General features: G+C 71.3%; 22 protein-coding genes. 11 read left to right on the forward strand and 11 right to left on the reverse strand.

Annotated elements, in window-relative coordinates; translation table 11 throughout:
• The first annotated feature begins 4 nt into the window (after nucleotides 1-4).
• The 5 genes from gap (at nucleotide 5) to ABD194_RS05120 (ending at nucleotide 3,922) form a co-directional block, all read left to right on the forward strand.
• Complete coding sequence (gene gap, locus ABD194_RS05100) at nucleotides 5-1,009, forward strand: type I glyceraldehyde-3-phosphate dehydrogenase (RefSeq protein WP_343988631.1); 1,005 nt, start codon at nucleotides 5-7, stop codon at nucleotides 1,007-1,009.
• A gap of 126 nt (nucleotides 1,010-1,135) precedes the next feature.
• On the forward strand, nucleotides 1,136-2,344 hold the full coding sequence (locus tag ABD194_RS05105; RefSeq protein ID WP_343988634.1) for a phosphoglycerate kinase: 1,209 nt from the start codon (nucleotides 1,136-1,138) through the stop codon (nucleotides 2,342-2,344).
• Entirely contained in the window at nucleotides 2,344-3,156 is an 813-nt protein-coding gene (gene tpiA, locus ABD194_RS05110; protein ID WP_343988637.1) for a triose-phosphate isomerase, read from the forward strand. The genes ABD194_RS05105 and tpiA overlap by 1 nt, the downstream gene beginning before the upstream one ends.
• Nucleotides 3,157-3,313: 157 nt before the next feature.
• Nucleotides 3,314-3,559: a preprotein translocase subunit SecG gene (secG, locus tag ABD194_RS05115; protein ID WP_343988640.1), complete on the forward strand. Its 246-nt coding sequence runs from the start codon at nucleotides 3,314-3,316 to the stop codon at nucleotides 3,557-3,559.
• A 12-nt stretch (nucleotides 3,560-3,571) separates the two neighbouring features.
• Nucleotides 3,572-3,922: an RNA polymerase-binding protein RbpA gene (locus ABD194_RS05120; protein ID WP_142185231.1), complete on the forward strand. Its 351-nt coding sequence runs from the start codon at nucleotides 3,572-3,574 to the stop codon at nucleotides 3,920-3,922.
• Between the two features lie 120 nt (nucleotides 3,923-4,042).
• Here the strand turns inward: ABD194_RS05120 and pgl are convergent, their stop codons facing one another.
• From pgl to tkt, 6 genes are read right to left on the reverse strand one after another with little or no spacing between them, the layout of a single operon-like run.
• Nucleotides 4,043-4,792, reverse strand: coding sequence for a 6-phosphogluconolactonase (gene pgl, locus ABD194_RS05125; RefSeq protein WP_343988647.1), 750 nt, complete (start codon nucleotides 4,790-4,792; stop codon nucleotides 4,043-4,045).
• Nucleotides 4,789-6,213, reverse strand: coding sequence for a glucose-6-phosphate dehydrogenase assembly protein OpcA (gene opcA / locus ABD194_RS05130; RefSeq protein ID WP_343988650.1), 1,425 nt, complete (start codon nucleotides 6,211-6,213; stop codon nucleotides 4,789-4,791). The genes pgl and opcA overlap by 4 nt, the downstream gene beginning before the upstream one ends.
• The gene (gene zwf, locus ABD194_RS05135) at nucleotides 6,210-7,751 is read right to left on the reverse strand and encodes a glucose-6-phosphate dehydrogenase (protein ID WP_343988653.1); all 1,542 of its coding nucleotides are present in this window, start codon (nucleotides 7,749-7,751) and stop codon (nucleotides 6,210-6,212) included. Before zwf ends, opcA begins: the two co-directional genes overlap by 4 nt.
• The gene (locus tag ABD194_RS05140; protein WP_343988656.1) at nucleotides 7,748-9,385 is read right to left on the reverse strand and encodes a glucose-6-phosphate isomerase; all 1,638 of its coding nucleotides are present in this window, start codon (nucleotides 9,383-9,385) and stop codon (nucleotides 7,748-7,750) included. The genes zwf and ABD194_RS05140 overlap by 4 nt, the downstream gene beginning before the upstream one ends.
• Nucleotides 9,382-10,494, reverse strand: coding sequence for a transaldolase (gene tal / locus ABD194_RS05145; RefSeq protein ID WP_343988659.1), 1,113 nt, complete (start codon nucleotides 10,492-10,494; stop codon nucleotides 9,382-9,384). The genes ABD194_RS05140 and tal overlap by 4 nt, the downstream gene beginning before the upstream one ends.
• A gap of 2 nt (nucleotides 10,495-10,496) precedes the next feature.
• On the reverse strand, nucleotides 10,497-12,857 hold the full coding sequence (gene tkt / locus ABD194_RS05150) for a transketolase (RefSeq protein WP_343988662.1): 2,361 nt from the start codon (nucleotides 12,855-12,857) through the stop codon (nucleotides 10,497-10,499).
• 188 nt (nucleotides 12,858-13,045) lie between these two features.
• Here tkt and ABD194_RS05155 point away from each other — a divergent pair, with 188 nt between their 5' ends.
• Entirely contained in the window at nucleotides 13,046-14,020 is a 975-nt protein-coding gene (locus tag ABD194_RS05155) for a heme o synthase (protein ID WP_425579951.1), read from the forward strand.
• A 52-nt stretch (nucleotides 14,021-14,072) separates the two neighbouring features.
• On the opposite strand, the gene ABD194_RS05160 is transcribed toward ABD194_RS05155, so the two are convergent.
• From ABD194_RS05160 to ABD194_RS05180, 5 genes are all read right to left on the reverse strand, one after another.
• Complete coding sequence (locus ABD194_RS05160; RefSeq protein ID WP_343988668.1) at nucleotides 14,073-15,086, reverse strand: NUDIX hydrolase; 1,014 nt, start codon at nucleotides 15,084-15,086, stop codon at nucleotides 14,073-14,075.
• A 37-nt stretch (nucleotides 15,087-15,123) separates the two neighbouring features.
• Entirely contained in the window at nucleotides 15,124-16,089 is a 966-nt protein-coding gene (locus ABD194_RS05165) for a COX15/CtaA family protein (RefSeq protein WP_343988671.1), read from the reverse strand.
• A 100-nt stretch (nucleotides 16,090-16,189) separates the two neighbouring features.
• A complete protein-coding gene (locus ABD194_RS05170) occupies nucleotides 16,190-16,672 on the reverse strand; it encodes a DUF2231 domain-containing protein (protein WP_343988674.1) in 483 nt (160 codons plus the stop codon).
• Between the two features lie 81 nt (nucleotides 16,673-16,753).
• Nucleotides 16,754-17,533 carry an ABC transporter permease gene (locus tag ABD194_RS05175; protein ID WP_343988677.1) on the reverse strand — a complete coding sequence of 260 codons (780 nt, stop codon included), beginning with the start codon at nucleotides 17,531-17,533 and terminating at the stop codon, nucleotides 16,754-16,756.
• Entirely contained in the window at nucleotides 17,530-18,240 is a 711-nt protein-coding gene (locus tag ABD194_RS05180) for an ABC transporter ATP-binding protein (RefSeq protein WP_343988680.1), read from the reverse strand. Before ABD194_RS05180 ends, ABD194_RS05175 begins: the two co-directional genes overlap by 4 nt.
• Nucleotides 18,241-18,445: 205 nt before the next feature.
• Between ABD194_RS05180 and ABD194_RS05185 the strand changes: the two genes are divergently transcribed.
• The 5 genes from ABD194_RS05185 to sufC all read left to right on the forward strand — a co-directional run bounded on the left by ABD194_RS05185 (nucleotide 18,446) and on the right by sufC (nucleotide 23,874).
• On the forward strand, nucleotides 18,446-19,396 hold the full coding sequence (locus tag ABD194_RS05185; RefSeq protein WP_343988683.1) for a CDP-alcohol phosphatidyltransferase family protein: 951 nt from the start codon (nucleotides 18,446-18,448) through the stop codon (nucleotides 19,394-19,396).
• Nucleotides 19,397-19,541: 145 nt separating this feature from the next.
• Nucleotides 19,542-20,369: a helix-turn-helix transcriptional regulator gene (locus ABD194_RS05190; protein ID WP_343988686.1), complete on the forward strand. Its 828-nt coding sequence runs from the start codon at nucleotides 19,542-19,544 to the stop codon at nucleotides 20,367-20,369.
• Nucleotides 20,366-21,787, forward strand: a complete 1,422-nt coding sequence (gene sufB / locus ABD194_RS05195) for a Fe-S cluster assembly protein SufB (protein ID WP_343988689.1) — start codon at nucleotides 20,366-20,368, stop codon at nucleotides 21,785-21,787. Before ABD194_RS05190 ends, sufB begins: the two co-directional genes overlap by 4 nt.
• Entirely contained in the window at nucleotides 21,787-23,085 is a 1,299-nt protein-coding gene (gene sufD, locus ABD194_RS05200) for a Fe-S cluster assembly protein SufD (protein WP_425579952.1), read from the forward strand. The genes sufB and sufD overlap by 1 nt, the downstream gene beginning before the upstream one ends.
• Before the next feature lie 3 nt (nucleotides 23,086-23,088).
• A complete protein-coding gene (sufC, locus tag ABD194_RS05205) occupies nucleotides 23,089-23,874 on the forward strand; it encodes a Fe-S cluster assembly ATPase SufC (RefSeq protein WP_343988692.1) in 786 nt (261 codons plus the stop codon).
• The last annotated feature ends 39 nt before the right edge of the window (nucleotides 23,875-23,913 follow it).

The following is a 23,913-nucleotide window of genomic DNA, read 5'->3' on the forward strand; positions in this document are numbered from 1 at the left end:
AGCAGTGACCGTTCGCGTTGGTATCAACGGCTTTGGCCGCATCGGCCGCAACTTCTTCCGCGCCATCGCGGCGTCCGGAGCCGACATCGAGGTCGTGGCCACCAACGACCTCATGGACAACAAGACCCTCGCCCACCTGCTCAAGTACGACTCGATCCTCGGGCGCTTCCCCGGCGAGGTCACCTACGACGAGACCTCGATCATCGTCGACGGCAAGGCCATCCGCGTCTTCGAGGAGCGCGACCCGGCCGCCATCGACTGGGCCGGCGTCGGCGCCGACGTCATCGTCGAGTCCACCGGCTTCTTCACCGACGCCACCAAGGCCAAGGCACACATCGACGGTGGCGCCAAGAAGGTCATCATCTCGGCCCCGGCCAAGAACGAGGACATCACCATCGTCATGGGCGTCAACGACGACCTGTACGACTCCGCCAAGCACACCGTCATCTCCAACGCCTCGTGCACGACGAACTGCCTGGCCCCGATGGCCAAGGCGCTGAACGACGAGTTCGGCATCGTCAAGGGCCTCATGACGACGATCCACGCCTACACGCAGGACCAGAACCTGCAGGACGCCCCGCACAAGGACCTGCGTCGCGCCCGCGCCGCCGCGCTCAACATCGTCCCGACCACGACGGGCGCCGCGAAGGCCGTCTCGCTCGTCCTTCCGGAGCTGAAGGGCAAGCTCGACGGCTACGCCCTCCGCGTCCCGGTGCCCACCGGCTCGGCCACCGACCTCACCTTCGAGGCCGGCCGTGAGACCACGGTCGAGGAGGTGAACGCCGCCGTCAAGGCCGCCGCCGAGGGCCCGCTCAAGGGCTACCTCGTCTACACCGAGGACGCGATCGTCTCCAAGGACATCGAGACCGACCCGGCCTCGTGCATCTTCGACGCGGGCCTGACCAAGGTCATCGGCAACCAGGTCAAGGTCGTCGGCTGGTACGACAACGAGTGGGGCTACTCCAACCGCCTCGTCGACCTCGTGAAGCTCGTCGGCCAGTCGCTCTGAGCCACCCGGCCACCGCGCCCGGCGCTCCCGCCGTCATGCGGGGAGCGGCCGGGGCGGTGGCCGCAGCCATGTCATCCGTGCCCCCGGTGCCCACCGGCACCGCCAACTGATCAAGAGGCATCCCGCGTGAAGACCATCAGCGACCTCGGGGACCTGCGCGGCAAGCGCGTCCTCGTCCGGTCCGACCTCAACGTGCCGCTCGACGGCTCCACGATCACCGACGACGGCCGCATCCGCGCCTCCGCCCCCACGATCAAGGCCCTCGCCGACGGCGGCGCCCGCGTCCTCGTGTGCGCCCACCTCGGCCGTCCGAAGGGCGCTCCCGAGGCCAGGTACTCCCTCGCCCCGGTCGCGAAGCGCCTCGGCGAGGTGCTCGGCACCGATGTCGTCTTCGCCGAGGACACCGTCGGCGACGACGCCAGGGCCAAGGCCGCCGTGCTCGAGGACGGGCAGGTGCTGCTCCTCGAGAACCTGCGCTTCAACGCCGGCGAGACGGCCAGGACGGACGAGGAGCGCGCCGACTTCGCGCGTGAGCTCGCTTCTCTCGCAGACGTGTTCGTCTCGGATGGCTTCGGCGTCGTGCACCGCGAGCAGGCCTCCGTCTACGACGTCGCCCGCCTGTTGCCGCACGCCACGGGCGACCTCGTCTCCACCGAGGTCGACGTGCTGCGCCGCCTCACGAAGGACCCCGAGCGGCCGTATGCCGTCGTCCTCGGGGGCGCGAAGGTGTCCGACAAGCTCGGCGTCATCGGCAACCTGCTCGGCACCGCCGACCGCCTCCTCATCGGCGGCGGCATGGTCTTCACCTTCCTCGCGGCCCAGGGCCACGAGGTGGGCAAGAGCCTGCTCGAGGCCGACCAGATCGACACCGTCAAGGCTTACCTCGCGCGTGCCGAGAAGGAGGGCGTCGAGATCGTGCTGCCGGTCGACGTCGTGGCCGCCGACGCCTTCAGCGCCGCCGCCGCCCACGAGGTCGTGGCGGTCGACGCCATCCCGGCCGACCGCATGGGCCTCGACATCGGCCCCGAGTCGAGCCGGCTCTTCGCCGAGAAGCTCGCCGACTGCCGCACCGTCTTCTGGAACGGACCCATGGGCGCGTTCGAGATGGCGCCCTACGCCGCCGGCACCAAGGCACTGGCAGAGGCGCTCGTCGACATCACCGGGCGCGGCGCGCTCACCGTCGTCGGGGGCGGCGACTCCGCCGCGGCGGTGCGCCAGCTCGGCTTCGCGGACGACGACTTCGGCCACATCTCGACCGGTGGCGGCGCGAGCCTCGAGTACCTCGAAGGCAAGGAGCTGCCGGGCCTGACCGTGCTCGAGGAGGGCGACGCCTGATGGCGAAGAGCACCAAGCCGGTCGGGCGTGTGCCCCTCATGGCGGGCAACTGGAAGATGAACCTCGACCACCTCCAGGCGACGCACCTCGTGCAGAAGCTCGACTGGACGCTGCGCGACGCCAAGCACGACTACACCGCGGTCGAGGTGGCGGTGCTGCCGCCGTTCACCGACCTGCGCTCGGTCCAGACCCTCGTCGAGGGCGACAAGCTCGACCTGCGCTACGGCGCGCAGGACCTGTCGCCCCACACCTCCGGGGCCTACACCGGTGACATCTCCGGCGCGTTCCTCGCCAAGCTCGGCTGCACCTACGTGACGGTCGGGCACAGCGAGCGGCGCGAGGGCCACGGCGAGACCGATTCCGTGGTCAACGCCAAGGTCAAGGCGGCCTACGCCCACGGCCTCACGCCGATCCTGTGCTGCGGCGAGGCGCTCGACGTCCGCAAGGAGGGTCGCCAGGTCGAGCACGTCCTCGAGCAGCTGCGCGCCGACCTCGACGGGGTCACCAAGGAGCAGGCCGCCTCGGTCGTCATCGCCTACGAGCCCATCTGGGCCATCGGCACCGGCGAGGTCGCCACCCCCGACGACGCCCAGGAGGTGTGCGCGGCCATCCGCACCCTGCTCGCCGAGCTCTACAGCGGCGACGTCGCGGACGGCATACGCCTCCTCTACGGCGGCAGCGTCAAGGCGGGCAACGTGGCCGCGATCATGGCGCAGGAGGATGTCGACGGCGCGCTCGTCGGCGGCGCCTCGATCGACCCGACCGGGTTCGCGTCGATCTGCCGCTACCGCGACCACCTCGCGACGTCCTGACTCACGACCGTCGGCCGATCGCCGCGGACCGGACGCGGACCCCGGCGTTCGGCCGATCGGCACTCGGGCAGGTATCCTTGCCCGAGCCCCGGAACACGAGGGGGAGTGGCCGACCGGCCCGACGACCCCCGAGATCCCGACGATTTGGAGTGACCACGTGGATGCGGTTCGCATCGTGCTGCAGGTCCTGCTGGTGCTGTCCAGCTTGGTCCTGACGCTGTTCATCCTGCTGCACAAGGGCAAGGGTGGCGGCCTGTCCGACATGTTCGGTGGTGGCATGTCGACCTCCCTCGGTGGCTCGTCCGTCGCCGAGCGCAACCTCGACCGCTTCACGGTGGGCGTGGCGCTGGTCTGGGCGGCATCCATCATCGGTCTGGGCCTGCTGGCCCGTTTCGCGAGCTGAGAGGACGAGCAGATGGCAGGCGGTAACGCCATTCGTGGAAGTCGGGTCGGCGCCGGCCCGATGGGAGAGGCCGAGCGCGGCGACACCGCCCCTCGCGTCCACATCTCCTACTGGTGCTCCAACGGGCACGAGACGCGCCCGAGCTTCGCCGAGGAGCCCGGCATGGTGCTGCCCGAGACGTGGGACTGCCCGCGCTGCGGCTTCCCCGCGGGCCAGGACAAGGCCAACCCCCCGGCCCCGCCGAAGGTCGAGCCCTACAAGACGCACCTGGCCTACGTGAAGGAGCGTCGCAGCGACGCTGACGGCGAGGCCATCCTCGACGAGGCACTGAGCACGCTGCGCCAGCGCGGGCTCATCCAGTGAGCTGAGGAGTCCCCATGCAGGGACCCCGATGACGAAGGGCCCGGGACATCGTCCCGGGCCCTTCGTCGTGCTGTATGCCGTTGTGCCGTATGCCGTTACGCACCGGGCAGCCCAGCGCGCTCAGTCCAGCGCCGCTCGGTCCAGCGCCGATGCCGCGTCGGTGTCGACGAGCCACAGCGTCGCGTCCGTGCCACGGGGGCCGGCGGCCGGCACGTCCCAGCGGTCCGCACCGGGAGCGAGCGCGGCGGCCACGGCCTCGGCCTTGTCACCGCCGGCGACGAGGAACCACACCTCGTGGCTGCGCTCGAAGCACTCGAAGGTGAGGCTCACCCGGTCCGGCGGCGGCTTGGGGGAGTCGTGGACCGCGACCGCGATCGCGTCGGTCTGGCGCTGCGCCGGGTGGTGCGGGAAGAGCGAGGCCACGTGGCCGTCGGGGCCCACCCCGAAGAGCACGACGTCCCACGCCTTCTGCCCGTGCTGACGGATCGTCTGGGCGTAGGCGTCGGCGCTGGCCTCGGCACTGGCAGACGCCTCGGGGCCGGCCACGCGGTGCACCTTCGCCGGGTCGAGGCCCAGGACGCTCAGGCCTGCCTCGTCGTTCTGGGTGTCGTTGCGGTCGGCGTCGCCGGCGGGCAGGTAGCGCTCGTCACCCCACCAGACGCGGACCCTGGACCAGTCCACGGCGGAGCGACCCGGGGTCCTCGCCAGGGAGGCGATGATCGCCGAGCCCATGGAACCGCCCGTGAGGGCCACCTGCGCCTCCGGGTTGCGCGTCTGCGCGTCGAGGACCGCCGTCACGAGCCGGGCTGCGGCGGCGTCGGCGAGGGACTGCTTGTCCGGGTGGACGACGACACGCGGCCCAGCGGTCACGAGGACGCCGCCTCGTCCGACGTCCCGCTCGTCGTCGGGGCCGACGATGCACGCGTGGCCGCGGTCTTCTTGGCGGTGGCCTTTCGCGTGCCGGCGGTGCTGCGGCTCGTCGTCTTCTTGGCGGCCGAGGTGGCTGCCGCCGAGCGCTTGGCCGTCTTTCGCGCCGCTGGCCGACCCGTCGCCGTGCCGGAGCTGTCGGACGAGCCGGACGTGCCCTCGGACCCGGCGTCGCCGCCGGCCGTGTCGTGTGCACTCGCTGCCGCGGCCGCCTTCTTGCGGTCCTTGGCGGCCTGCTTCTCGCGGGGCGTGCGCTTGCCGGCGAGCTTGCGGGCGGTCGCCTCCTTGACCTCGGACGTCTCGGCATGCGCGGGTGCCGGCGGTGCGGAGATCATCGCGTTGGCGTCCTGGGCGGACTCGTCGCGTCCCAGACGGCTGGCAAGCCTCCGCGCGGCGGCGATGTCGGGCGCCTTGCCTGCCTTCGCGGCGTCGGCAGCCGACAGCCGGACCGGTCGGAGCTCGGCCACTCCCTTGCACAGGGCTTCGGCGTAGGCCTCGTCGGGGTCGAGGCGTCGCAGCTCGTCGGCCAGGCACTCGGGCAGCTCTCGGCGTGGCAGGTTGATCCGGCGGTCCGGCTGCCCCGTCTGCGAGAGCGTCGCGACGACGTCTCCCGGACGGACGAGGTCGATCGGTCCGCTCTCGCGTTCGAGGCGCACGGACGCGATGCCGGACCCTCGGGGGGTGGACACGCGCCGCACCGGCACCTTGAGGCGCCGGCTCAGCCACCCGGCGAGCAGGTCGGAGGACGGCGAGTCCGGTGCACCGCTGACCACCGCGCCGGTGATCGGCTCGTACGGCGGCTGGTCGAGGGCCGCTGCGAGCAGGCCGCGCCAGTGGGTCAGGCGTGTCCACGACAGGTCGGTGTCCCCGGGGGCGTACGTCGCCGCACGCTTCTTGAGCATGAGGCGCGGGTTGTGGGTCTCCGCGGCATCGGTGATGCGGCGCTGGGCCATCGCCCCGATCGGGTCCTTTGCGACGTCGTCGGGGGCCTTGCCCGGCCACCAGGCGACGATGGGGGAGTCGGCCAGCAGCAGCGGCATGACGACGCTCGGGCCGTGGTTGGCCAGTGCCCCGTAGAGCCGGAGGACCACGATCTCGGAGGCGCCGGCGTCACCGCCGAGCCGGATCTGGGCGTCGAGACGATTCTTGCCCCGCCGCTCGCCCGGGATGACCACGATGATGCGGCACGGGTGCTGGCGGCTGGCCTCGTTGGCCGCGTCGATGGCCTCCTGCGCGTCGGTGTCCTCGACGACCACCACGAGGGTCAGCACGCGGCCGAGCGCCATGGCGCCCACCTCGTTGCGCAGCCGGACGAGTGTCTTGCTGATGCCGGTGGTGGTGGTGTCCGACAGGTCCCTGATCACGGCATCCTCCAGACGCGTCCGTCCCGCGCCAGCATCTCGTGGGCCGACGGGGGCCCCCAGGTGCCGGCGGGATACTGCTCGGGCTTCCCGTTGCTGGCCCAGTGCTCCATGAGCGGGTCGAGGATCCGCCAGGACAGCTCGACCTCCTCGTGCCGTGGGAAGAGCGGGGGCTCGCCGAGGAGCACGTCGAGGATGAGGCGCTCGTACGCCTCGGGCGAGGCCTCGGTGAACGAGGATCCGTAGCCGAAGTCCATCGTGACGTCACGGACCTCCATCTGCGCCCCGGGCACCTTGGAGCCGAACCGCAGGGTCACGCCCTCGTCGGGCTGGACGCGGATGACGATGGCGTTCTGCCCCAGCTCCTCCGTGGCGGTGTGCTCGAACGGAAGGTGCGGGGCGCGCTTGAAGACCACGGCGATCTCGGTGACTCGCTTGCCGAGCCGCTTGCCCGCCCGCAGGTAGAAGGGCACCCCGGCCCAGCGACGGGTGTCGACGTCGAGGGTGACTGCGGCGAAGGTCTCGGTCGTCGACTTCGGGTCGACGCCGTCCTCCTGCAGGTAGCCGACGACCTCCTCGGCGCCCTGCCAGCCACCGGCGTACTGGCCGCGGGCGGCGCCCTTGTCCAGGTTGGCCGGGAGACGGACCGCGGAGAGCACCTTCTCCTTCTCCGCCCGAAGGTCCTTGGCGTCGAAGGAGACCGGCTCCTCCATCGCGGTCAGGGCGAGCAGCTGGAGCAGGTGGTTCTGGATGACGTCCCGGGCCGCGCCGATGCCGTCGTAGTAGCCCGCGCGTCCCGCGATGCCGATGTCCTCGGCCATCGTGATCTGCACGTGGTCGACGTAGTTGGCGTTCCACACCGGCTCGAAGAGCTGGTTGGCGAAGCGGATCGCCAGGAGGTTCTGGACGGTCTCCTTGCCGAGGTAGTGGTCGATGCGGAAGACGGCGTCGGGAGGGAAGACGCCCTCCACGATCTCGTTGAGCTTCTGGGCGCTCTTGAGGTCGTGGCCGAACGGCTTCTCGATGATGACCCTCCGCCAGCTGTCGCCCTCGGACCGGGTGAGGCCGCACCGCTCGAGCTGTTCGCAGACGGTCGCGAAGAAGCTCGGGGGGACCGACAGGTAGAAGGCGTGGTTGCCACCGGTGCCACGGTCCTGGTCGAGCTCGGCGACCGTCCTGGCGAGCAGGTCGAAGGCCGCCGGGTCGTCGAAGGTGCCGGGCACGAAACGGAACCCCTCGGAGAGGTTGCGCCAGACGTCCTCGCTGAACGGCGTACGCGCGTGCTGCTTGACGGCGTCGTGCACCACCTGGCCGAAGTCCTGGGTCGCCCAGTCGCGCCGTGCGAAGCCGACGAGCGAGAAGCCCGGCGGGAGCAGCCCGCGGTTGGCGAGGTCGTAGACCGCCGGCATCAGCTTCTTGCGGGCCAGGTCACCGGTGACGCCGAAGAGCACCAGGCCGCACGGCCCCGCGATGCGGGGGAGGCGCTTGTCCTCGGCGGTGCGCAGCGGGTTGTGCCCGTGGGAGACGCGGGCCGGACTCATGCATGTCCTCCTGCCAGCAGTGCCTCGCGCAGCTGGGCGAGACCTGCGTCGTGGTCGGTCAGGTGCAGCTGCAGGACGGGACGGCCGTGGTCGGCGAGCACCGCCGCGTCCCCGCCCGCCTGCGAGGCGATGAAGTCACCGAACGTGAAGTCCCGGCCCGGGATGGCGAGGTCCTCCTTGGGGGCCGTGGTCACCTGCAGGTAGACCCCGACCGCGGGTCCACCCTTGTGGAACTGGCCGGTCGAGTGCAGGAAGCGTGGGCCCCACCCGAACGTGGTCGGCCGCTCGGTGCGCCTGGCCAGTGCCACGCGGCACTCGGCGAGGTCCGCGTCGGCGAGCCGGTCGAGGTAGGCCATCACGGCGACGTAGCCGTGGGCCGGGTCGAGCTGTGCGAAGAGTGCCTCGAGCGCGGCCGGCACCGTCTGCGCGTCGCCGAGCCAGTCACCCGAGCCGCCGAGTGCGCGGATCTCGACCGCGCCGTCGGTCGCGGCAGCCTCGGCCGTGGCCCCGGTGCCCTGGTCGAGCAGGGCTCGGGCGGCCTTCTTGGCGCTCTCGACGTCGGGCTGGTCGAACGGGTTGATGCCGAGCAGGCGGCCGGCGACGGCGGTCGCCACCTCCCACAGGAGCAGCTGGGCACCGAGGGCGCCGCCCACGCGTACCTCCGAGTCGGCCTCGGACTGCGACGACTCCGCGTCGACGGCGACGAGGCGGGCGACCGTCACGTCCGACGCGGGCCAGCTCACCTCGGGGTCGTCGACACCGCCGACGACGACGGGCAGCAGGCCGGTGCCGTTCTTGCCGGTCGACTCGGCGATCAGCTGCTCGGCCCAGTCGGCGAAGCCGACGATTCCCGACCCCTCGTCGACCAGGACGAGCTTGTCGCGCAGCGGCTCGGTGCCACCGATGGCGGCGCCGAGGCGCAGGCCCGGGTTGGCGTCGTCGTCGGCGGCGAGGAGGTCGGCAACGGACTCGGCGTCGTCGAGGAGGGCCTCGATGTCGACGCCGGCGAGACCGCTCGGCACCAGGCCGAAGGCGGTCAGGGCCGAGTAGCGCCCCCCGACGTTCGGGTCCGCGTTGACGACGCGGTAGCCCTTCTCGCGCGACTCCTTGTCGAGCGGGCTCCCGGGGTCGGTGACGACCACGATGCGCGCGGCCGGGTCGATGCCGGCGTCGGTGAACGCCTGCTCGTAGGCGCGGCGCTGCGAGTCGGTCTCGACGGTGGAGCCGGACTTGCTCGACACGACGACGACGGTGTGCGCGAGGTCGTCGCCGAGGGCACGGCGGACGTAGTCCGGGTCGGACGAGTCGAGCACGACCAGCGGCGTGCCGGCGGTGGCGCAGATGACCTCCGGCGCGAGCGAGGAGCCGCCCATGCCGCAGAGCACGACGTGGGTCAGGCCCTGCTCGGCGAAGGACTCGCGCAGAGCGGCGATCTCGCCGACGAGCGGCCGGGACGAGCGCGGCAGACCGACCCACGACAGGCGGATCCGGGACTCGGACTCGGCCTCGGGTCCCCAGAGGGTGGCGTCCTGGGCGAAGAGCCGGCTCGCCACGGAGTCCTCGACGAGGGTCGGCACGTGCCTCCCGATCGCGTCCGCCGCTGCCCCTGTTGCGCTGACGGACAGCGAGCTCATGCGGTCACCTTCTCCATCTCTGCGGTGACACCGTCGATCAGCTCGCCCCACGCCTTCTCGAACTTGTCGACGCCCTCCGTCTCGAGCAGCTCGACGACCTCGGTGTAGGAGACCCCGAGGCGCTCGAGCTCGTCGAGCAGGTTGCTCGCCTGCTCGTAGCCGCCGGTCACCGTGTCGCCGTGGATGTCGCCGTGGTCGGCAGTGGCCTCGAGCGTCTTGCCGGGCATCGTGTTGACGACGTCGGCGGCGACGAGCTCGTCGACGTACATCGTGTCGGGGTAGGCGGGGTCCTTGACGCCGGTCGAGGCCCACAGCGGGCGCTGGACGTTGGCGCCGGCCTCGGCCAGGGAACCCCAGCGCGAGGTCGCGAAGACCTCCTCGAAGGCCTGGTAGGCGAGCCGCGCGTTGGCCAGACCGGCCTTGCCCTTGAGGCCACGGGCCTCGTCGGTGCCGATGGCATCGAGGCGCTTGTCGATCTCGGTGTCGACGCGCGAGACGAAGAACGAGGCGACCGAGTGGATCTGCGAGAGGTCCTTGCCGTTCGCGTGCGCCTTCTCCAGACCCTCGAGGTAGGCGTTCATGACGGCGCGGTAGCGCTCCAGGGAGAAGATCAGGGTCACGTTGACGCTGATGCCCTCGGCGATCGTCGCCGTGATGGCCGGCAGACCCGCCTTCGTCGCGGGGATCTTGATGAGGACGTTCGGCCGGTCGATGTCGGCATACAGCTGCTTGGCCTGCTCGACGGTCTTGTCGGTGTCGTGCGCCAGACGCGGGTCCACCTCGATGGACACGCGACCGTCGACCCCCTTCGTCGACTCGTAGAGCGGCAGGAAGAGGTCGCAGGCGCTGCGCACGTCGGAGGTCGTCAGCTCGTGCACGACCTCGTCGACGCTCTTGCCGGCCTTCGTCAGGGCGGCGAGGTCGTCGTTGTAGCGCTCGCCCTTGGACAGCGCCGCCTGGAAGATCGACGGGTTCGAGGTGACTCCGACGACGTTGCGCTCCTCGATCAGCTCCGAGATCCTGCCGGTCTCGATCAGCTCGCGGGACAGGTCGTCGAGCCAGATGGAGACTCCGGCCTCGCTGAGGGCCTGGGTGTTCGGGTTGGTCATGCTCACTCCTTGCTCGGTGCGGATGCGGCTGCTGCGCCGGCTGCGTTGCCGCTGCCGGTCTGCGCGTCGCCGCCCATGACGTCGGTGGAGGCGCTCTGGGCTGCGCGGGCCGGGCTGGTCTCGGTGACCCCCGGCGCCTTGGTGCTGCCCCCGCGCGCAGCCTTCATGGAGTCCTTCGCCGCCTTGACGACGGCCTCGGGCGTGAAGCCGAACTCGCGGAACAGCGTGGCCTGGTCTGCGGAGGCGCCGAAGTGCTCGATGCTCACGCACCGGCCGGCGTCGCCGACCACGTCGTGCCAGCCCATCGAGACGCCTGCCTCGACGCTGACCCGGGCGCGGACCGCCGGGGGGAGGACCTTGTCCTGGTAGGAACGGCTCTGCTTCTCGAACCATTCCCGGCACGGCATCGACACGACACGTGTGGCGACCTTCGACTTCTCCAGCCGCTCGGCGGCTCGGACGGCGAGCTGGACCTCCGACCCGGTGGCCACGAGGATCACGTCCGGGTCACCCGCGCGCGACTCCTCGACGAGCACGTAGGCACCCTTCGCGACGCCGCTCACCTTGCCGAGCTTCGTGCGGTCCCACGTCGGGACCGGCTGGCGGGTCAGGCAGAGAGCCGCGGGGCCGTCGGTGTTGGTGAGGATCTGCGCCCACGCGGCCGCGGTCTCGTTGGCGTCGGCAGGGCGCACGACGTCGAGCCCGGGGATCGCGCGCAGTGCGGCGAGGTGCTCGATCGGCTGGTGGGTGGGTCCGTCCTCGCCGAGGCCGATGGAGTCGTGCGTCCACACGTACGTCACCGGCGCCTGCTGGATGGAGGCGAGGCGCACCGCCGGGCGCATGTAGTCGGAGAAGACGAGGAACGTGCCGCCGTACGGGCGGGTCAGGCCCTCGAGCGCGATCCCGTTGAGGATCATGCCCATGCCGTTCTCGCGGATGCCGAAGTGGAGGGTGCGGCCGTACGGGCCGCCCTTCCACTCGCGGGTCTGCTTGCCCTTGGGGATGAAGGAGGGCTGACCCTCCATCGTCGTGTTGTTGGACTCGGCGAGGTCGGCGGAGCCGCCCCAGAGCTCGGGCATGACGTCGGCGAGGGCGGTCAGCACCTTGCCGGAGGCCGCGCGGGTGGCGACACCCTTCTCGTCGGCCGGGAAGGTCGGCAGGGCCTTCTGCAGCCCGGCCGGAGCCTTGCCCGCGAGGATGCGGTCGAGCAGCTCGGCGCGGTCGGGGTTGGCCTTGCACCACGCCTTGAAGGACTTGTCCCACTCGCGGTGGGCGGCCTTGCCGCGCTTGACCACGTCGCGGGCGTGCTTGAGCACCGCAGGCTCGACGGTGAAGCTCTTCTTCGGGTCGAAGCCGAGCAGCTCCTTGGTGGCGCCGACCTCCTCGTCGCCGAGGGCCGAGCCGTGGGACTTGCCGGTGTTCTGCTTCGTGGGCGCGGGCCACGCGATGATGGTGTGCAGGACGACGAGGGTCGGCTTGTCGGACACCCTGTCGCCCGAGCGGATCGCGGCGAGCAGCGCGTCGACGTCCTCGACGTAGGTGGCACCGTCTGCGTCCTGGCGCCAGTCGACCTCGACGACGTGCCAGCCGTACGCCTCGAAGCGGGCGGCGACGTCCTCGCTGAAGGCGATGTCGGTGTCGTCCTCGATCGAGATCTGGTTGGCGTCGTAGACGACCGTGAGGTTGCCGAGCTCCTGGTGGCCGGCGAGTGCGCACGCCTCGTGGCTCACGCCCTCCTGCATGTCGCCGTCGGAGGCGATGACGTAGACGTGGTGGTCGAACGGGCTGGTGCCCGGCTTGGCGTCGGGGTCGAAGAGACCGCGCTGGCGACGCTGGGCCATCGCCATGCCGACGGCCGAGGCCAGGCCGGAGCCGAGCGGGCCGGTGGTGATCTCGACGCCGGGGGTGTGGTGCACCTCGGGGTGGCCGGGGGTCTGCGAACCCCAGGTGCGCAGCGCCTTCAGGTCGTCGAGACCGAGGCCGTAGCCGCTGAGGTAGAGCTGAATGTACTGGGTGAGGCTCGAGTGCCCGCACGACAGCACGAAGCGGTCGCGGCCCAGCCAGGTGGGGTCGGACGGGTCGTGCGTCATCACGTTCTGGTAGAGCAGGTACGCGAGCGGTGCCAGGGACATGGCGGTGCCGGGGTGTCCGTTGCCGACCTTCTGCACGGCGTCGGCGGCGAGGAGCCGGACGGTGTCGACGGCGCGCACGTCGAGGTCGCCCCAGCCCGCCTTCTTCGCGACCGGTAGGGGCAGGCCCGGATCGCGCTGTGCCAGCAGGCCCTTCGTGGTCGCATTCTTGGGGGTGCGGGCTCGGTTGGGCTTGGTCGCCGTGGTGGCGGCGCTGGACGCAGCAGTGGGCACGGAACGGGTCTCCTTCGGCAGCGTTGATCGCGTACGGCCACGAGCCTAGTCCCCGGCTTGTGAGGCAGGACACCTCCGCCCGAGGGCCGTCTCGGTGCTCTGCTGGTGCGGTGCCAGCCGTCTTCCTCGACGGTCTAGACTTGCGACGCAATGCTCTCGTACCCCCGGGTCGGAGCGACGTACCAGCGGTGAGGATCTTCGTGACAACGGTGGACCCCCGCGCCGACCTCTCGGCGCTGCACGGTCCGGACGGTAGTGGGCTGAAGTTCCTCGTCGGACAGTACGTGTCGCTGATGAAGCCGCGCATCATCGAGCTGCTCCTCATCACGACGATCCCCGTGATGTTCCTTGCGGACCAAGGGGTTCCGAACCTGTGGCTCGTCGTCGCGACGGTGCTGGGCGGCACGCTCTCTGCGGGCGCGGCCAACACCCTCAACTGCTACATCGACCGTGACATCGACGCCGTCATGCACCGCACGAGCCGCCGTCCGCTCGTGACCGGCACGGTCACGCCGCGGGGTGCGCTCGTCTTCGGGGTCGCGCTGGCCGTCGGGTCGACGCTCTGGCTCGGGCTGCTCGTCAACTGGCTGAGCGCCTGGCTGGCGCTGGGCGCGCTGCTCTTCTACGTCTTCGGCTACACGCTGCTGCTCAAGCGCCGCACGTCGCAGAACATCGTGTGGGGCGGCGCCGCCGGGTGCATGCCGGTGCTCATCGGGTGGTCGGCGGTCACCGGCTCCCTCAGCTGGTCGGCGTTCATCCTCTTCCTCGTCATCTTCTTCTGGACGCCGCCGCACTACTGGCCGCTGTCGATGCGCTACAAGGACGACTACGCCACCGCCCACGTGCCGATGCTGCCGGTGGTCGAGCGCTTCGTCGTCGTGGCCAAGCAGGTCGTCGCCTACTCGTGGGCCATGGTCCTGACGTCGCTCGCGCTCATCCCCGTCCAGCACGTCGGGTGGGTCTACACCGTCGCGGCGCTCGTCTCGGGAGGCCTGTTCCTCACCGAGGCGCACCGGCTCCTTCGGCGGGCCCGCGCAGGCGCGGCCGAGGACGTCCTCAAGCCGATGCGCCTGTTCCACTTCTCCATCACCTACCTCACGATCCTCTTCGTGGGTGTCGCGGTGGACCCGGTGTGGCACCTCCCGCTGCCCTTCTTCTCCTGACCTGCCCGGGCGCTCTCCCTCCCCTTCCGAGGGCGTATGCCATCCGCGCGGCTCAGCCTGTCGGCGTACCGTCCTCGAGGTAGAGCGTCCCGCCGGTGTGCTCGTGCAGGCTCCTCAGCAGGCGCTCGTTGTAGGGGGCGACCCGTCCTGCCCAGTCCAGGGGCCCCGTCCAGTGGACGGCACGGATCTCCCGTTGCTGCAGTCGCGCCCGGTCGACCACCGCCGCGTCCACGGTGCCGAGGTCGAAGACGAAGACGGTGGCGTCGGCCCAGCCCAGCAGCGCCGGGAGCCAGTTGACCGCGAGCAGGCGACCGGCGACCACGGTCAGGTCGAGCTCCTCGCGGACCTCGCGCACCACGCAGGCGGCGGGGGACTCGTGCCGGTCCACGACCCCGCCGGGCAGGTCCCACTCGCCCTTGTAGACGAGCTCGCAGAGCAGGATCCTGCCGGTCGTCGAGCGGAGCACCCCCTGGGCGATCGCACGCTTGGTGGGCAGCGTCGAGTCGAGCATCGCGGTGAAACCCTCGCGCGAGTCGGGGTGTGCGTCACCGCGCAGCCGCCCGAGGACGAGCGTGTCCTGGGTGACCCCGGCGAGCCGCGCGTTGCCCCGGAGCAGTCCTTCCCGGCGCAGGCCGGCGCGCAACGCGGTGCGCACGGAGGCCCGGTTGCGGGGGTTGACGTGCGCCTCGACGCGGTCGAGGGCGAGGGCGTCGAAGGACCACTCGACGAGCAGCCGGACTGCTCGCCACCCCAGTCCCCGGCCGCGGAACGGTGCGTAGACGGCCCACGACAGGACGCCGACTGCCGGGTCCTGGAGCCGCACGTCGACCGTCCCGGCCGCGTGACCGCGCCACTCGACGACGAACGTGGCCCTGGACCGCTCGGCCCACTCGGTGCCCGTGCGCTCGATCCAGGACCGGTGCTCCTGCTCGGAGGGGTGCGCCGCAGGGACGTCGAACCACCGCGCGATCTCATCGTCGTGCAGGTGCCTGGTGGCGTCGCTGTCCTCCAGCCGCCACGGCCGCAGGACGAGCTCTCCGTCACGCACGGTCGGCTGGGCGGTCACGACCCCAGCGTAGGGACGGGGCAACCCCCGGGCGTGGTCAGACCGGCTGGCGTCTGGTCGACAGCACTCCGAAGGTCAGGGCGACGACGAGGAGGCTGGCGCCGAGCATGTGCACGAGGACGAGCAGCTCGGGGAGCCTGGTGAAGTACTGGACGTAGCCGACGACGCCCTGGGCCAGCGTGACGACGAGGACCATGGTCCAGGCGCGGCTCGCCTGCTCGGTGTGCTCGGCGATGCGCACGGCCACGAGCGTCGCGACGACGAGCCCGCAGAAGAGCATGACCGCGTCGGCGTGCAACCACGACACGGCCTGGGGATCGAACCCGGTGCGCGCCGGGCGCTCGGCGTCGCCGGAGTGCGGGCCGGAACCGGTGACGACGGTGCCGAGCACGAGGACCACCGCACCGAGGGCGCTCGTGACGAACGCCAGTGTGCGCGCGAGGGGGTGCACGACGAGCTCGCCCGGGCCCGACTCGCTGTCCCGGGCGCCCCGGACCACGACGGTCGAGAACGCGACGAGCACCATCGAGAGCAGGAAGTGACCCATGACGGTCCACGGGTTGAGGCCGGTCAGGACCGAGATGCCCCCGAGGACGGCCTGGGCGGGGATGCCGGCCAGCACACCGATGGCCGCGAGGTGCAGGCGGCGGCGCGCGGGCCAGTGCGTCAGCACGGCCCACAAGGTGGCGACGGCCAGGATGACGACCACGTAGGTGAGCAGCCGGTTGCCGAACTCGACGAGCTCGTGGTAGCCGCTCGCCGCGTGGCGCACCGGCGTGAAGGAGCCCGGCTGGCACTCGGGCCAGGTGCTGCAGCCGAGGCCGCTGCCGGTCAGGCGCACGATGCCGCCGGTGACGACGATGCCCACCTCGGCCACGAGGTTGGCGAGGAGCAGGGGGCGCACCCAGCGGGGAGGTGCTGAGGGCAGCCGGCCCGCTGCGCGGGCGAGGCGACTGGGGCTCGTCCCGGGGGCGGCCTCGGTCACGGTACGCGTGGATGACACGAGCAAAGGGTATGCCGCCCGCTGCCGTTGACCGAATCGCTGGACAGCGCGCCCGGCGGTCTCGGAGAGGCGCGCGGGGTGACGGGCGCGCCTGCCGCGCTCAGGCCAGCCCGTGCCAGACGACGGCCGAGCCGGCGTGTCCGGCGAGCACCACGGTGACCAGGGAGGCCAGGGCGGCCACGACGACGGCGGTGCTCGCGACCACGTCGCTCGTGTGGCCTCGAGGCGCCTCCTCCTCCGGGGGCCGGGCGAACCACACCGCCAGCAGCGCGACGACCATGAACACGGCGCAGGCCACCTTGGCGCGGTCGCCCCACTCCACGTGCTGGCCCAGCAGCTGCGCGTCGGTGGTGGCGGCGCGCGCCGCCAGCACGCGGCGCCGCAGGGCCTCACCGCTCTCGGCGGCCACGAAGGCGGAGATGCCCGAGATGACAGCGCCGGCGGCCGTGGGCCAGCGCAGGAGTCGTCGCCAGGCCGGCCGCACGGCGTAGGCCATGGCGGTGAGCACGGACAGCGGCACGAGGACGACGACGGCGTGGACCACGAGCGCGTGCATCGGGAGTCCGAAGATGTAGTCGAACACATGCCCTCCGAACCGTCGGGTCGCCTGAAGGCGTCGGGGCCCGCGCTGAGCCTTCGATGCCGTGGCTGCAGTCTCGCCGCTTCAGTCGTCGAAACGGAACAGACGCGCCGCGAGGGCGGTGGCGAGGACGCCCCATGCGAGGACGACGCCCAGGGCCGGCAGGTTCAGCCGACCCTCGACGAGGGCCGACCTCAGGCCGTCCGCGAGGCCTGCGGAGGGCAGGACGCTCGCGAGGTGGGACAGTCCCACCGGCAGTTCGGTGCGGGGCACGATGACCCCACCGAGCGCCAGCAGGACCACCCACACGAGGTTGGCCACTGCCAGCACGGCCTCGGCCCGGAGGGTGCCGGCGAGCAGGAGCGCCAGCGCCACGAAGGTCCACGTGCCCGCGAGGACGAACAGGACGGCATACGGGATGCCGGACGGCTGCGGGCGCCAGCCGAGGAGCAGGCCCAGGGCGCTGATGACAGCGATCTGGACGGCCTCGACGACGAGCGTGGCCAGGACCTTGGCGGCCACGAGGCCGCCGCGACCCAGCGGTGTCACCCCGAGGTAGCGCAGCACCGCGTAGCGGCGGTCGAACCCCGTGGAGATCGCCTGCGCCGTGAAGGCAGAGGAGATGACGCACAGGGCGATGACGCCGGGCACCGCGAGGTCGATGCGCGACCCCGGGCCGAGGGACGGCGACGTCGTGGCGTGCAGCCCCACCAGGGCCATGACCGGCAGGACGAGCGAGACGAGGAGCTGTTCGCCGTTGCGCAGCAGGCTGCCGACCTCGAAACCGGCCTGGGCCAGGACTCGCCGCCGGGCAGAGGCGGCACGCGAGACCGTCGGTGTCGCGGTGGTGTCGGAGGTGCTCACGCGGCTCCCTTGCGGGTCAGGCTGAAGTAGACGTCCTCGAGGGAGCGCCCGCCGGTCACCGACCCGGGGGTTCCCTCGGCGACGGTGCGTCCGGCGTTCATGATCACGAGGTGGTCGGCGAGCCGCTCAGCCTCCTCGAAGGAGTGGGTCGTCACGATGACGGTCGTGCCCGCGTCGCGCTGCTCGGCGACGAGGTCCCAGACGTCCAGACGTCCGTGGGGGTCCAGGCCCGCGGCCGGCTCGTCGAGGAAGAGCAGCTCGGGCCTGCCGAGCAGCGCCGCGGCGAGGGCGAGCCGTTGCTTCTGGCCCCCGGAGAGCCGGCGGACGGTGGTCGAGGCGAAGTCGGTGACCCCGAGCCGACGGGCGACCGCGTCGACGTCGACGGGCTCGGCGTAGAGGCGCGCGAGGTGGTGGAGCAGGCGCAGCGGCTTCGTGCCGTTGGGGAGGCCTCCCGCCTGCAGCATGACGCCGACACGGGCCCGGTGGTCGGCGCCGGCCTGCCACGGGTCGCTGCCGAGGACGCGAACGGTGCCGCTGTCGGGGCGCCCGAGCCCGACTGCGCACTCGATGGCGGTCGTCTTGCCCGCGCCGTTGGGGCCGAGCACCGCGGTGATGCGCCCCGAGGGGGCCGACCACGTGAGGCCGTCGAGCGCCGCGACCGGGCCGAAGGAGCGGCGAAGGTCGGACAGTGTCACCGCGGCGGTCATGGCTCATGAGTCTAGGCTCGGGGCCAACGACCAACTCATCCGGCATGCATCCGCCTCGACCGACGGAGACCCCTCCCGTGAAGACCCACCCAGCCGCCGCAAGGCCCTCCACCGCCATGGCCGCCATGCCGCTGCCGTGCAGCGAGGCGGAGCTCCCGTGACCGGTGACACGACGTCGGAGGGGCGGCCACGAAGGCGCGACCGCATGAGCAGGGGCATGCGGCTCGTCTCGGCGACGGGCGCCCGGGTCATCCCGCTCGAGCGGCTCAACCCGCGCGTGCGCGCCCGGGCCACCCTGCCGAGCCTGTTCACCCTCGGCAACATGCTGTGCGGGTTCTCGTCCGTGCTCCTCTCGTTCCAGGGCCACTTCCGCACCGCGGCCGTGCTCGTCGGCATCTCCATCGTCCTCGACATCTGCGACGGGGCCGTGGCTCGTGCGGTCGGGGCCATCACGCCGTTCGGCCTGCAGTTCGACTCGCTGGCCGACCTCATCTCCTTCGGCATCGCGCCAGCCGTCCTCGTCTACACGTGGGCGCTGCCGGCCTACCCCGTCTGGGCCTGGGCCGGGGCGATGTTCTGGCTGGCGTGCGCCGCCTACCGGCTGGCGCGCTTCAACGTCACCATCGACCCGCTCGCCGACAAGCGCTACTTCGTCGGTCTCGCCAGTCCCGGGGCAGCCGGCGTCGTGATCTCCACCGTGCTCGCGATCGGGGACCCGCTCTACGACTGGGCACCGCTCGTGCCGGTCGCGGCAGGGGTGGTCCCGGCGGCGCTGATGGCGTCGTCCTTCCGGTTCCGGTCCTTCCGCGACCTGCTGTCGCCGCGGCACCTGCGCATCACCGCGCCGCTCGCCGTGGTGGTCGTGCTGGGCCTGGTCCTGTTCCCCGGCGCCACGGGCATGGCCCTGGCCTACGGCTACGTCCTCACCTGTCCGCTCGGGTGGGTGACCGCACCGCTGCGCCGACGGTGGTTCGGCGAGGGCGCGGTGGCTCCGCCGCGCACGCCCATGCCGTCGGTGATCATGCCCCCGGAGGCCGACGACGAGGCCGATGAGTCCGACGATGCGGAGGACTGCGAGAACGACTCCGACGGCCTAGACGGCGGGTCGTGCAAGCGGCCGGGAGTCGGTCACCGGCGCGGGGCAGGGGAGTCCTGACGCGTCCCGCGGTCGTCCGTGGTGGCCGGGAGCCGATGCGTCCTGGTGTGCGCTGGTGGTGTGCGCTCGGTGCCGTTGGTCCCGGTACCGACGGGTAAGGACCCCCTAACTGGAGTAGCGCGCCCAATTACGTCACAATGGTGTGGTGTTTTTCGATGAGCGCCCGGCGCGGGTGGCGAAGGACGGCGAGGACGGCCAGCACGTCTCGCCGCTCGAGTCGCGCACGCGCTCGCGAGTGCTCCACATGGTCTCCGCCGACGGCCCCATCACGGCGGCCGAGCTGGGCCGCCACCTCGACCTGACACCCGCCGCCGTCCGCCGCCACCTCGACGCGCTCGTCGAGCAGGGCGCGGTCGTCCCCCACGAGCCCACGGGTGGGCGCCGGGGCCGCGGACGCCCGGCCCGCGCCTACGTCGTCTCCGGCGCCGGCCACAGTGCCCTCGAGGCCGACTACGACTCGCTCGCCGTCGAGGTGCTGCGCTACCTCGAGGCGCACGGCGGCCCGTCCGCCGTCGGTGACTTCGCGCGCACCCGCGTGCGTGCCCTGGAGGAGCGGTATGCCGCCCGCCTCGCCGCAGCCGGCGACGAGCCCGCCGCTCGCACCGAGGCGCTCGTCGAGGCGCTGAGCGAGGACGGCTTCGCGGCCACGGCCCGACCGGTCGGTGCCGGTGGCCTCACGGGGGTCCAGCTGTGCCAGGGCCACTGCCCGGTGCAGCAGGTCGCGGCCGAGTTCCCGGCCTTCTGCGAGGCCGAGACCGACGCGTTCTCACGACTGCTCGGCGTGCACGTCCAGCGCCTCGCCACCCTCGCCGGTGGGCACCACGTCTGCACGACGTTCGTCCCGACCGGCGGAATGGGCCTACGGGCCCGGAAGACCACGCCGCCCGCCGGTGTTGACCACCGGGACGCAACGAACCGCACCACCACCACACGAACCGACACGCTCACGCACGTTCAGGAAGGTTCCTCATGACCACCCACATCGAAGAGCTGAACCCCGGCCTCAAGGGCATCGGCACCTACGAGTACGGCTGGGCCGACGCGGACGTGGCCGGAGCCACCGCGCGTCGCGGGCTCAACGAGGAGGTCGTGCGCGACATCTCCGCCCGCAAGAACGAGCCGGAGTGGATGACGAAGCTGCGCCTCAAGGGCCTGTCCCTCTTCGGCAAGAAGCCCATGCCGGCCTGGGGCTCGGACCTCACGGGCATCGACTTCCAGAACATCAAGTACTTCGTGAAGTCGACCGAGAAGCAGGCGACCTCCTGGGAGGAGCTGCCCGAGGAGATTCGCAACACCTACGACCGCCTCGGCATCCCCGAGGCCGAGAAGCAGCGCCTCGTCGCCGGTGTCGCCGCGCAGTACGAGTCCGAGGTGGTCTACCACCAGATCCGCGAGGATCTCGAGGCGCAGGGTGTCATCTTCCTCGACACCGACACGGCGCTGAAGGAGCACGAGGACCTCTTCCGCGAGCACTTCGCCACCGTGATCCCGGCCGGCGACAACAAGTTCGCCGCGCTCAACACGGCCGTGTGGTCCGGCGGCTCGTTCATCTACGTGCCCAAGGGCGTCCACGTCGACATCCCGCTCCAGGCGTACTTCCGCATCAACACCGAGAACATGGGCCAGTTCGAGCGGACCCTGATCATCGCCGACGAGGGCTCCTACGTGCACTACGTCGAGGGCTGCACGGCGCCGATCTACAAGTCCGACTCGCTGCACTCGGCCGTCGTGGAGATCATCGTCAAGAAGAACGCCCGCGTGCGCTACACGACGATCCAGAACTGGTCCAACAACGTCTACAACCTCGTCACCAAGCGCGCCACCTGCGAGGAGGGCGCGACGATGGAGTGGGTCGACGGCAACATCGGCTCCAAGGTCACGATGAAGTACCCGGCTGTCTTCCTGATGGGCGAGCACGCCAAGGGCGAGACCCTGTCGATCGCGTTCGCCGGCGAGGGCCAGCACCAGGACACCGGCTCGAAGATGGTCCACGCGGCTCCCAACACGAAGAGCTCGATCATCAGCAAGTCCGTCGCCCGTGGCGGCGGCCGCGCGAGCTACCGCGGTCTCGTGCAGGTGCTCGAGGGCGCCTCGCACTCGGCCTCGACGGTGCGCTGCGACGCCCTGCTCGTCGACACGATCAGCCGCTCCGACACCTACCCCTACGTCGACATCCGCGAGGACGACGTCTCGATGGGTCACGAGGCCACGGTCTCCAAGGTGTCCGAGGACCAGCTCTTCTACCTCATGTCCCGCGGCATGGCCGAGGACGAGGCGATGGCGATGATCGTGCGCGGCTTCATCGAGCCGATCGCGCGCGAGCTGCCGATGGAGTACGCCCTGGAGCTCAACCGCCTCATCGAGCTGCAGATGGAAGGAGCCGTCGGCTGATGGGCCTCCTGGCTGACACGACCACCCACACGCCCGACACCCCCGAGACCCAGCAGAGCGAGACCACGGTGCCCGACGCCGCCACCAGCACCACCACCCTGCCCGGCTCGACCGCCCACACCGACTCGGCCGCGGCCTTCGTGCCCGACCAGTCACGGGCCGAGCGCACGGCGTCGTTCGACGTCGCCGACTTCCCGTTGCCCACGGGCCGCGAGGAGGACTGGCGCTTCACGCCCGTGAAGAAGCTGCGCGACCTGCTGGCCGAGGGGGCCCCGGGCCGCCTGGACCTCGGCACGCAGCTGCCGGAGGGCGTCACGACGTCCACGATCGGGTCGGACGAGGCCCGCGCGCTCGGCGTCCTGCCCCCGCAGGACCGCGCAGCGGTCGTCGCCGGTGCCGCGAGGGACGGCGCCCTGCTGCTCGACATCCCGGCCGAGGCCGAGCTCGACCAGCCGATCCGCATCTCGCTCTCCGGCCGCGACGGCGAGCCGGTGCACGGCCACCTCGTCGTGCGTGCCGGCCGCTTCTCCAAGGCGACGGTCGTCCTCGAGCACACCGGCACGGCCCGCTACTCGCAGCTCGTCTCCGCCGTCACCGGCGACGGGTCCGACCTCACGGTCGTCTCCGTCCAGCGCTGGGACGACGACGCGCAGCACCTGGCCCAGCACGACGCGCTCGTCGGCCGCGACGCCCGCTACCGGCACCTGTCCGTGACGCTCGGCGGCGAGGTCGTCCGCGTCAACGCCAACGTGCGCTACGCCGGCCCCGGAGGCGACGCGACGCTCCTCGGCGTCTACTTCGCCGACGCCGGCCAGCACCTCGAGCACCGCTCGTACATCGACCACAACGCCGCGCACTGCAAGAGCCGCGTCACCTACAAGGGCGCGCTCCAGGGCGAGACGGCTCGCACCGTGTGGGTCGGCGACGTGCTGATCCGAGCCGAGGCCGAGGGCACCGACACCTACGAGCTCAACCGCAACCTCGTGCTCACCGACGGCGCGCGCGCCGACTCCGTGCCCAACCTCGAGATCGAGACCGGTGAGATCGAGGGTGCCGGGCACGCTTCTGCCACAGGCCGGTTCGACGACCTGCAGCTGTTCTACCTCCAGTCGCGCGGCATCACCGAGGACGAGGCCAAGCGTCTCGTCGTGCGCGGCTTCTTCGCCGACATCATCCGCGAGATCCCGCTCGCCGACCTGCGCGACGAGATCACCGCGGCGATCGAGGAGGAGCTCGCGTCGACGGCATACGCGACTCCCACCCAGCAGACCCCCAGCATCACGAACAAGGAGAACTGACCCATGAGCACGCTCGAGATCAAGGGACTGACGGTCTCGGTCGAGACCGAGGACGGCCCCAAGGAGATCCTGCGCGGGGTCGACCTCACGGTGAAGTCGGGGGAGACGCACGCGATCATGGGCCCCAACGGCTCCGGCAAGTCGACGCTGGCCTACAGCATCGCCGGCCACCCCAAGTACACCGTCACCGGCGGCACCGTGACCCTCGACGGCGAGGACGTCCTCGCGATGAGCGTCGACGAGCGCGCTCGCGCGGGCCTCTTCCTCGCCATGCAGTACCCCGTCGAGGTGCCCGGCGTCACGGTCAGCAACTTCCTGCGCACCGCCAAGACGGCCATCGACGGCGAGGCGCCCAAGCTGCGCACGTGGGTCAAGGACGTCAAGGAGGCCATGGGCAACCTGCGCATGGACCCCGTGTTCGCCGAGCGCAACGTCAACGAGGGCTTCTCCGGCGGCGAGAAGAAGCGCCACGAGATCCTCCAGATGGAGCTGCTCAAGCCCAAGGTGGCCATCCTCGACGAGACCGACTCCGGCCTGGACGTGGACGCCCTCAAGATCGTCTCCGAGGGCGTCAACCGCGCCAAGGACTCGAGCGACCTCGGCGTCCTGCTCATCACGCACTACACGCGCATCCTGCGCTACATCAAGCCCGACTTCGTCCACGTCTTCGTCGACGGCAAGGTCGTCGAGCAGGGCGGCCCCGAGCTGGCCGACCGCCTCGAGGACGAGGGCTACGACCGCTTCCTCACCGCCGCGCAGCCCGCGTCGGCCGCGCCGGTGGAGGCCTGAGCCGAATGGCCGGTGTCCTGCCGTTCACGGACGAGGAGC

This window comes from Terrabacter terrae (assembly GCF_039529575.1).
GTDB classification, from domain to species: domain Bacteria; phylum Actinomycetota; class Actinomycetes; order Actinomycetales; family Dermatophilaceae; genus Terrabacter; species Terrabacter terrae.

Coding starts and splice junctions, on each gene's coding strand:
- tpiA (WP_343988637.1), top strand. CDS start 2,344: ATGGCGAAGAGCACCAAGCCGGTCGGGCGTGTGCCCCTCATGGCGGGC.
- ABD194_RS05120 (WP_142185231.1), top strand. CDS start 3,572: ATGGCAGGCGGTAACGCCATTCGTGGAAGTCGGGTCGGCGCCGGCCCG.
- zwf (WP_343988653.1), bottom strand. CDS start 7,751: ATGAGTCCGGCCCGCGTCTCCCACGGGCACAACCCGCTGCGCACCGCC.
- ABD194_RS05140 (WP_343988656.1), bottom strand. CDS start 9,385: ATGAGCTCGCTGTCCGTCAGCGCAACAGGGGCAGCGGCGGACGCGATC.
- tal (WP_343988659.1), bottom strand. CDS start 10,494: ATGACCAACCCGAACACCCAGGCCCTCAGCGAGGCCGGAGTCTCCATC.
- ABD194_RS05180 (WP_343988680.1), bottom strand. CDS start 18,240: ATGACCGCCGCGGTGACACTGTCCGACCTTCGCCGCTCCTTCGGCCCG.
- ABD194_RS05185 (WP_343988683.1), top strand. CDS start 18,446: ATGAGCAGGGGCATGCGGCTCGTCTCGGCGACGGGCGCCCGGGTCATC.
- sufB (WP_343988689.1), top strand. CDS start 20,366: ATGACCACCCACATCGAAGAGCTGAACCCCGGCCTCAAGGGCATCGGC.
- sufD (WP_425579952.1), top strand. CDS start 21,787: ATGGGCCTCCTGGCTGACACGACCACCCACACGCCCGACACCCCCGAG.
- sufC (WP_343988692.1), top strand. CDS start 23,089: ATGAGCACGCTCGAGATCAAGGGACTGACGGTCTCGGTCGAGACCGAG.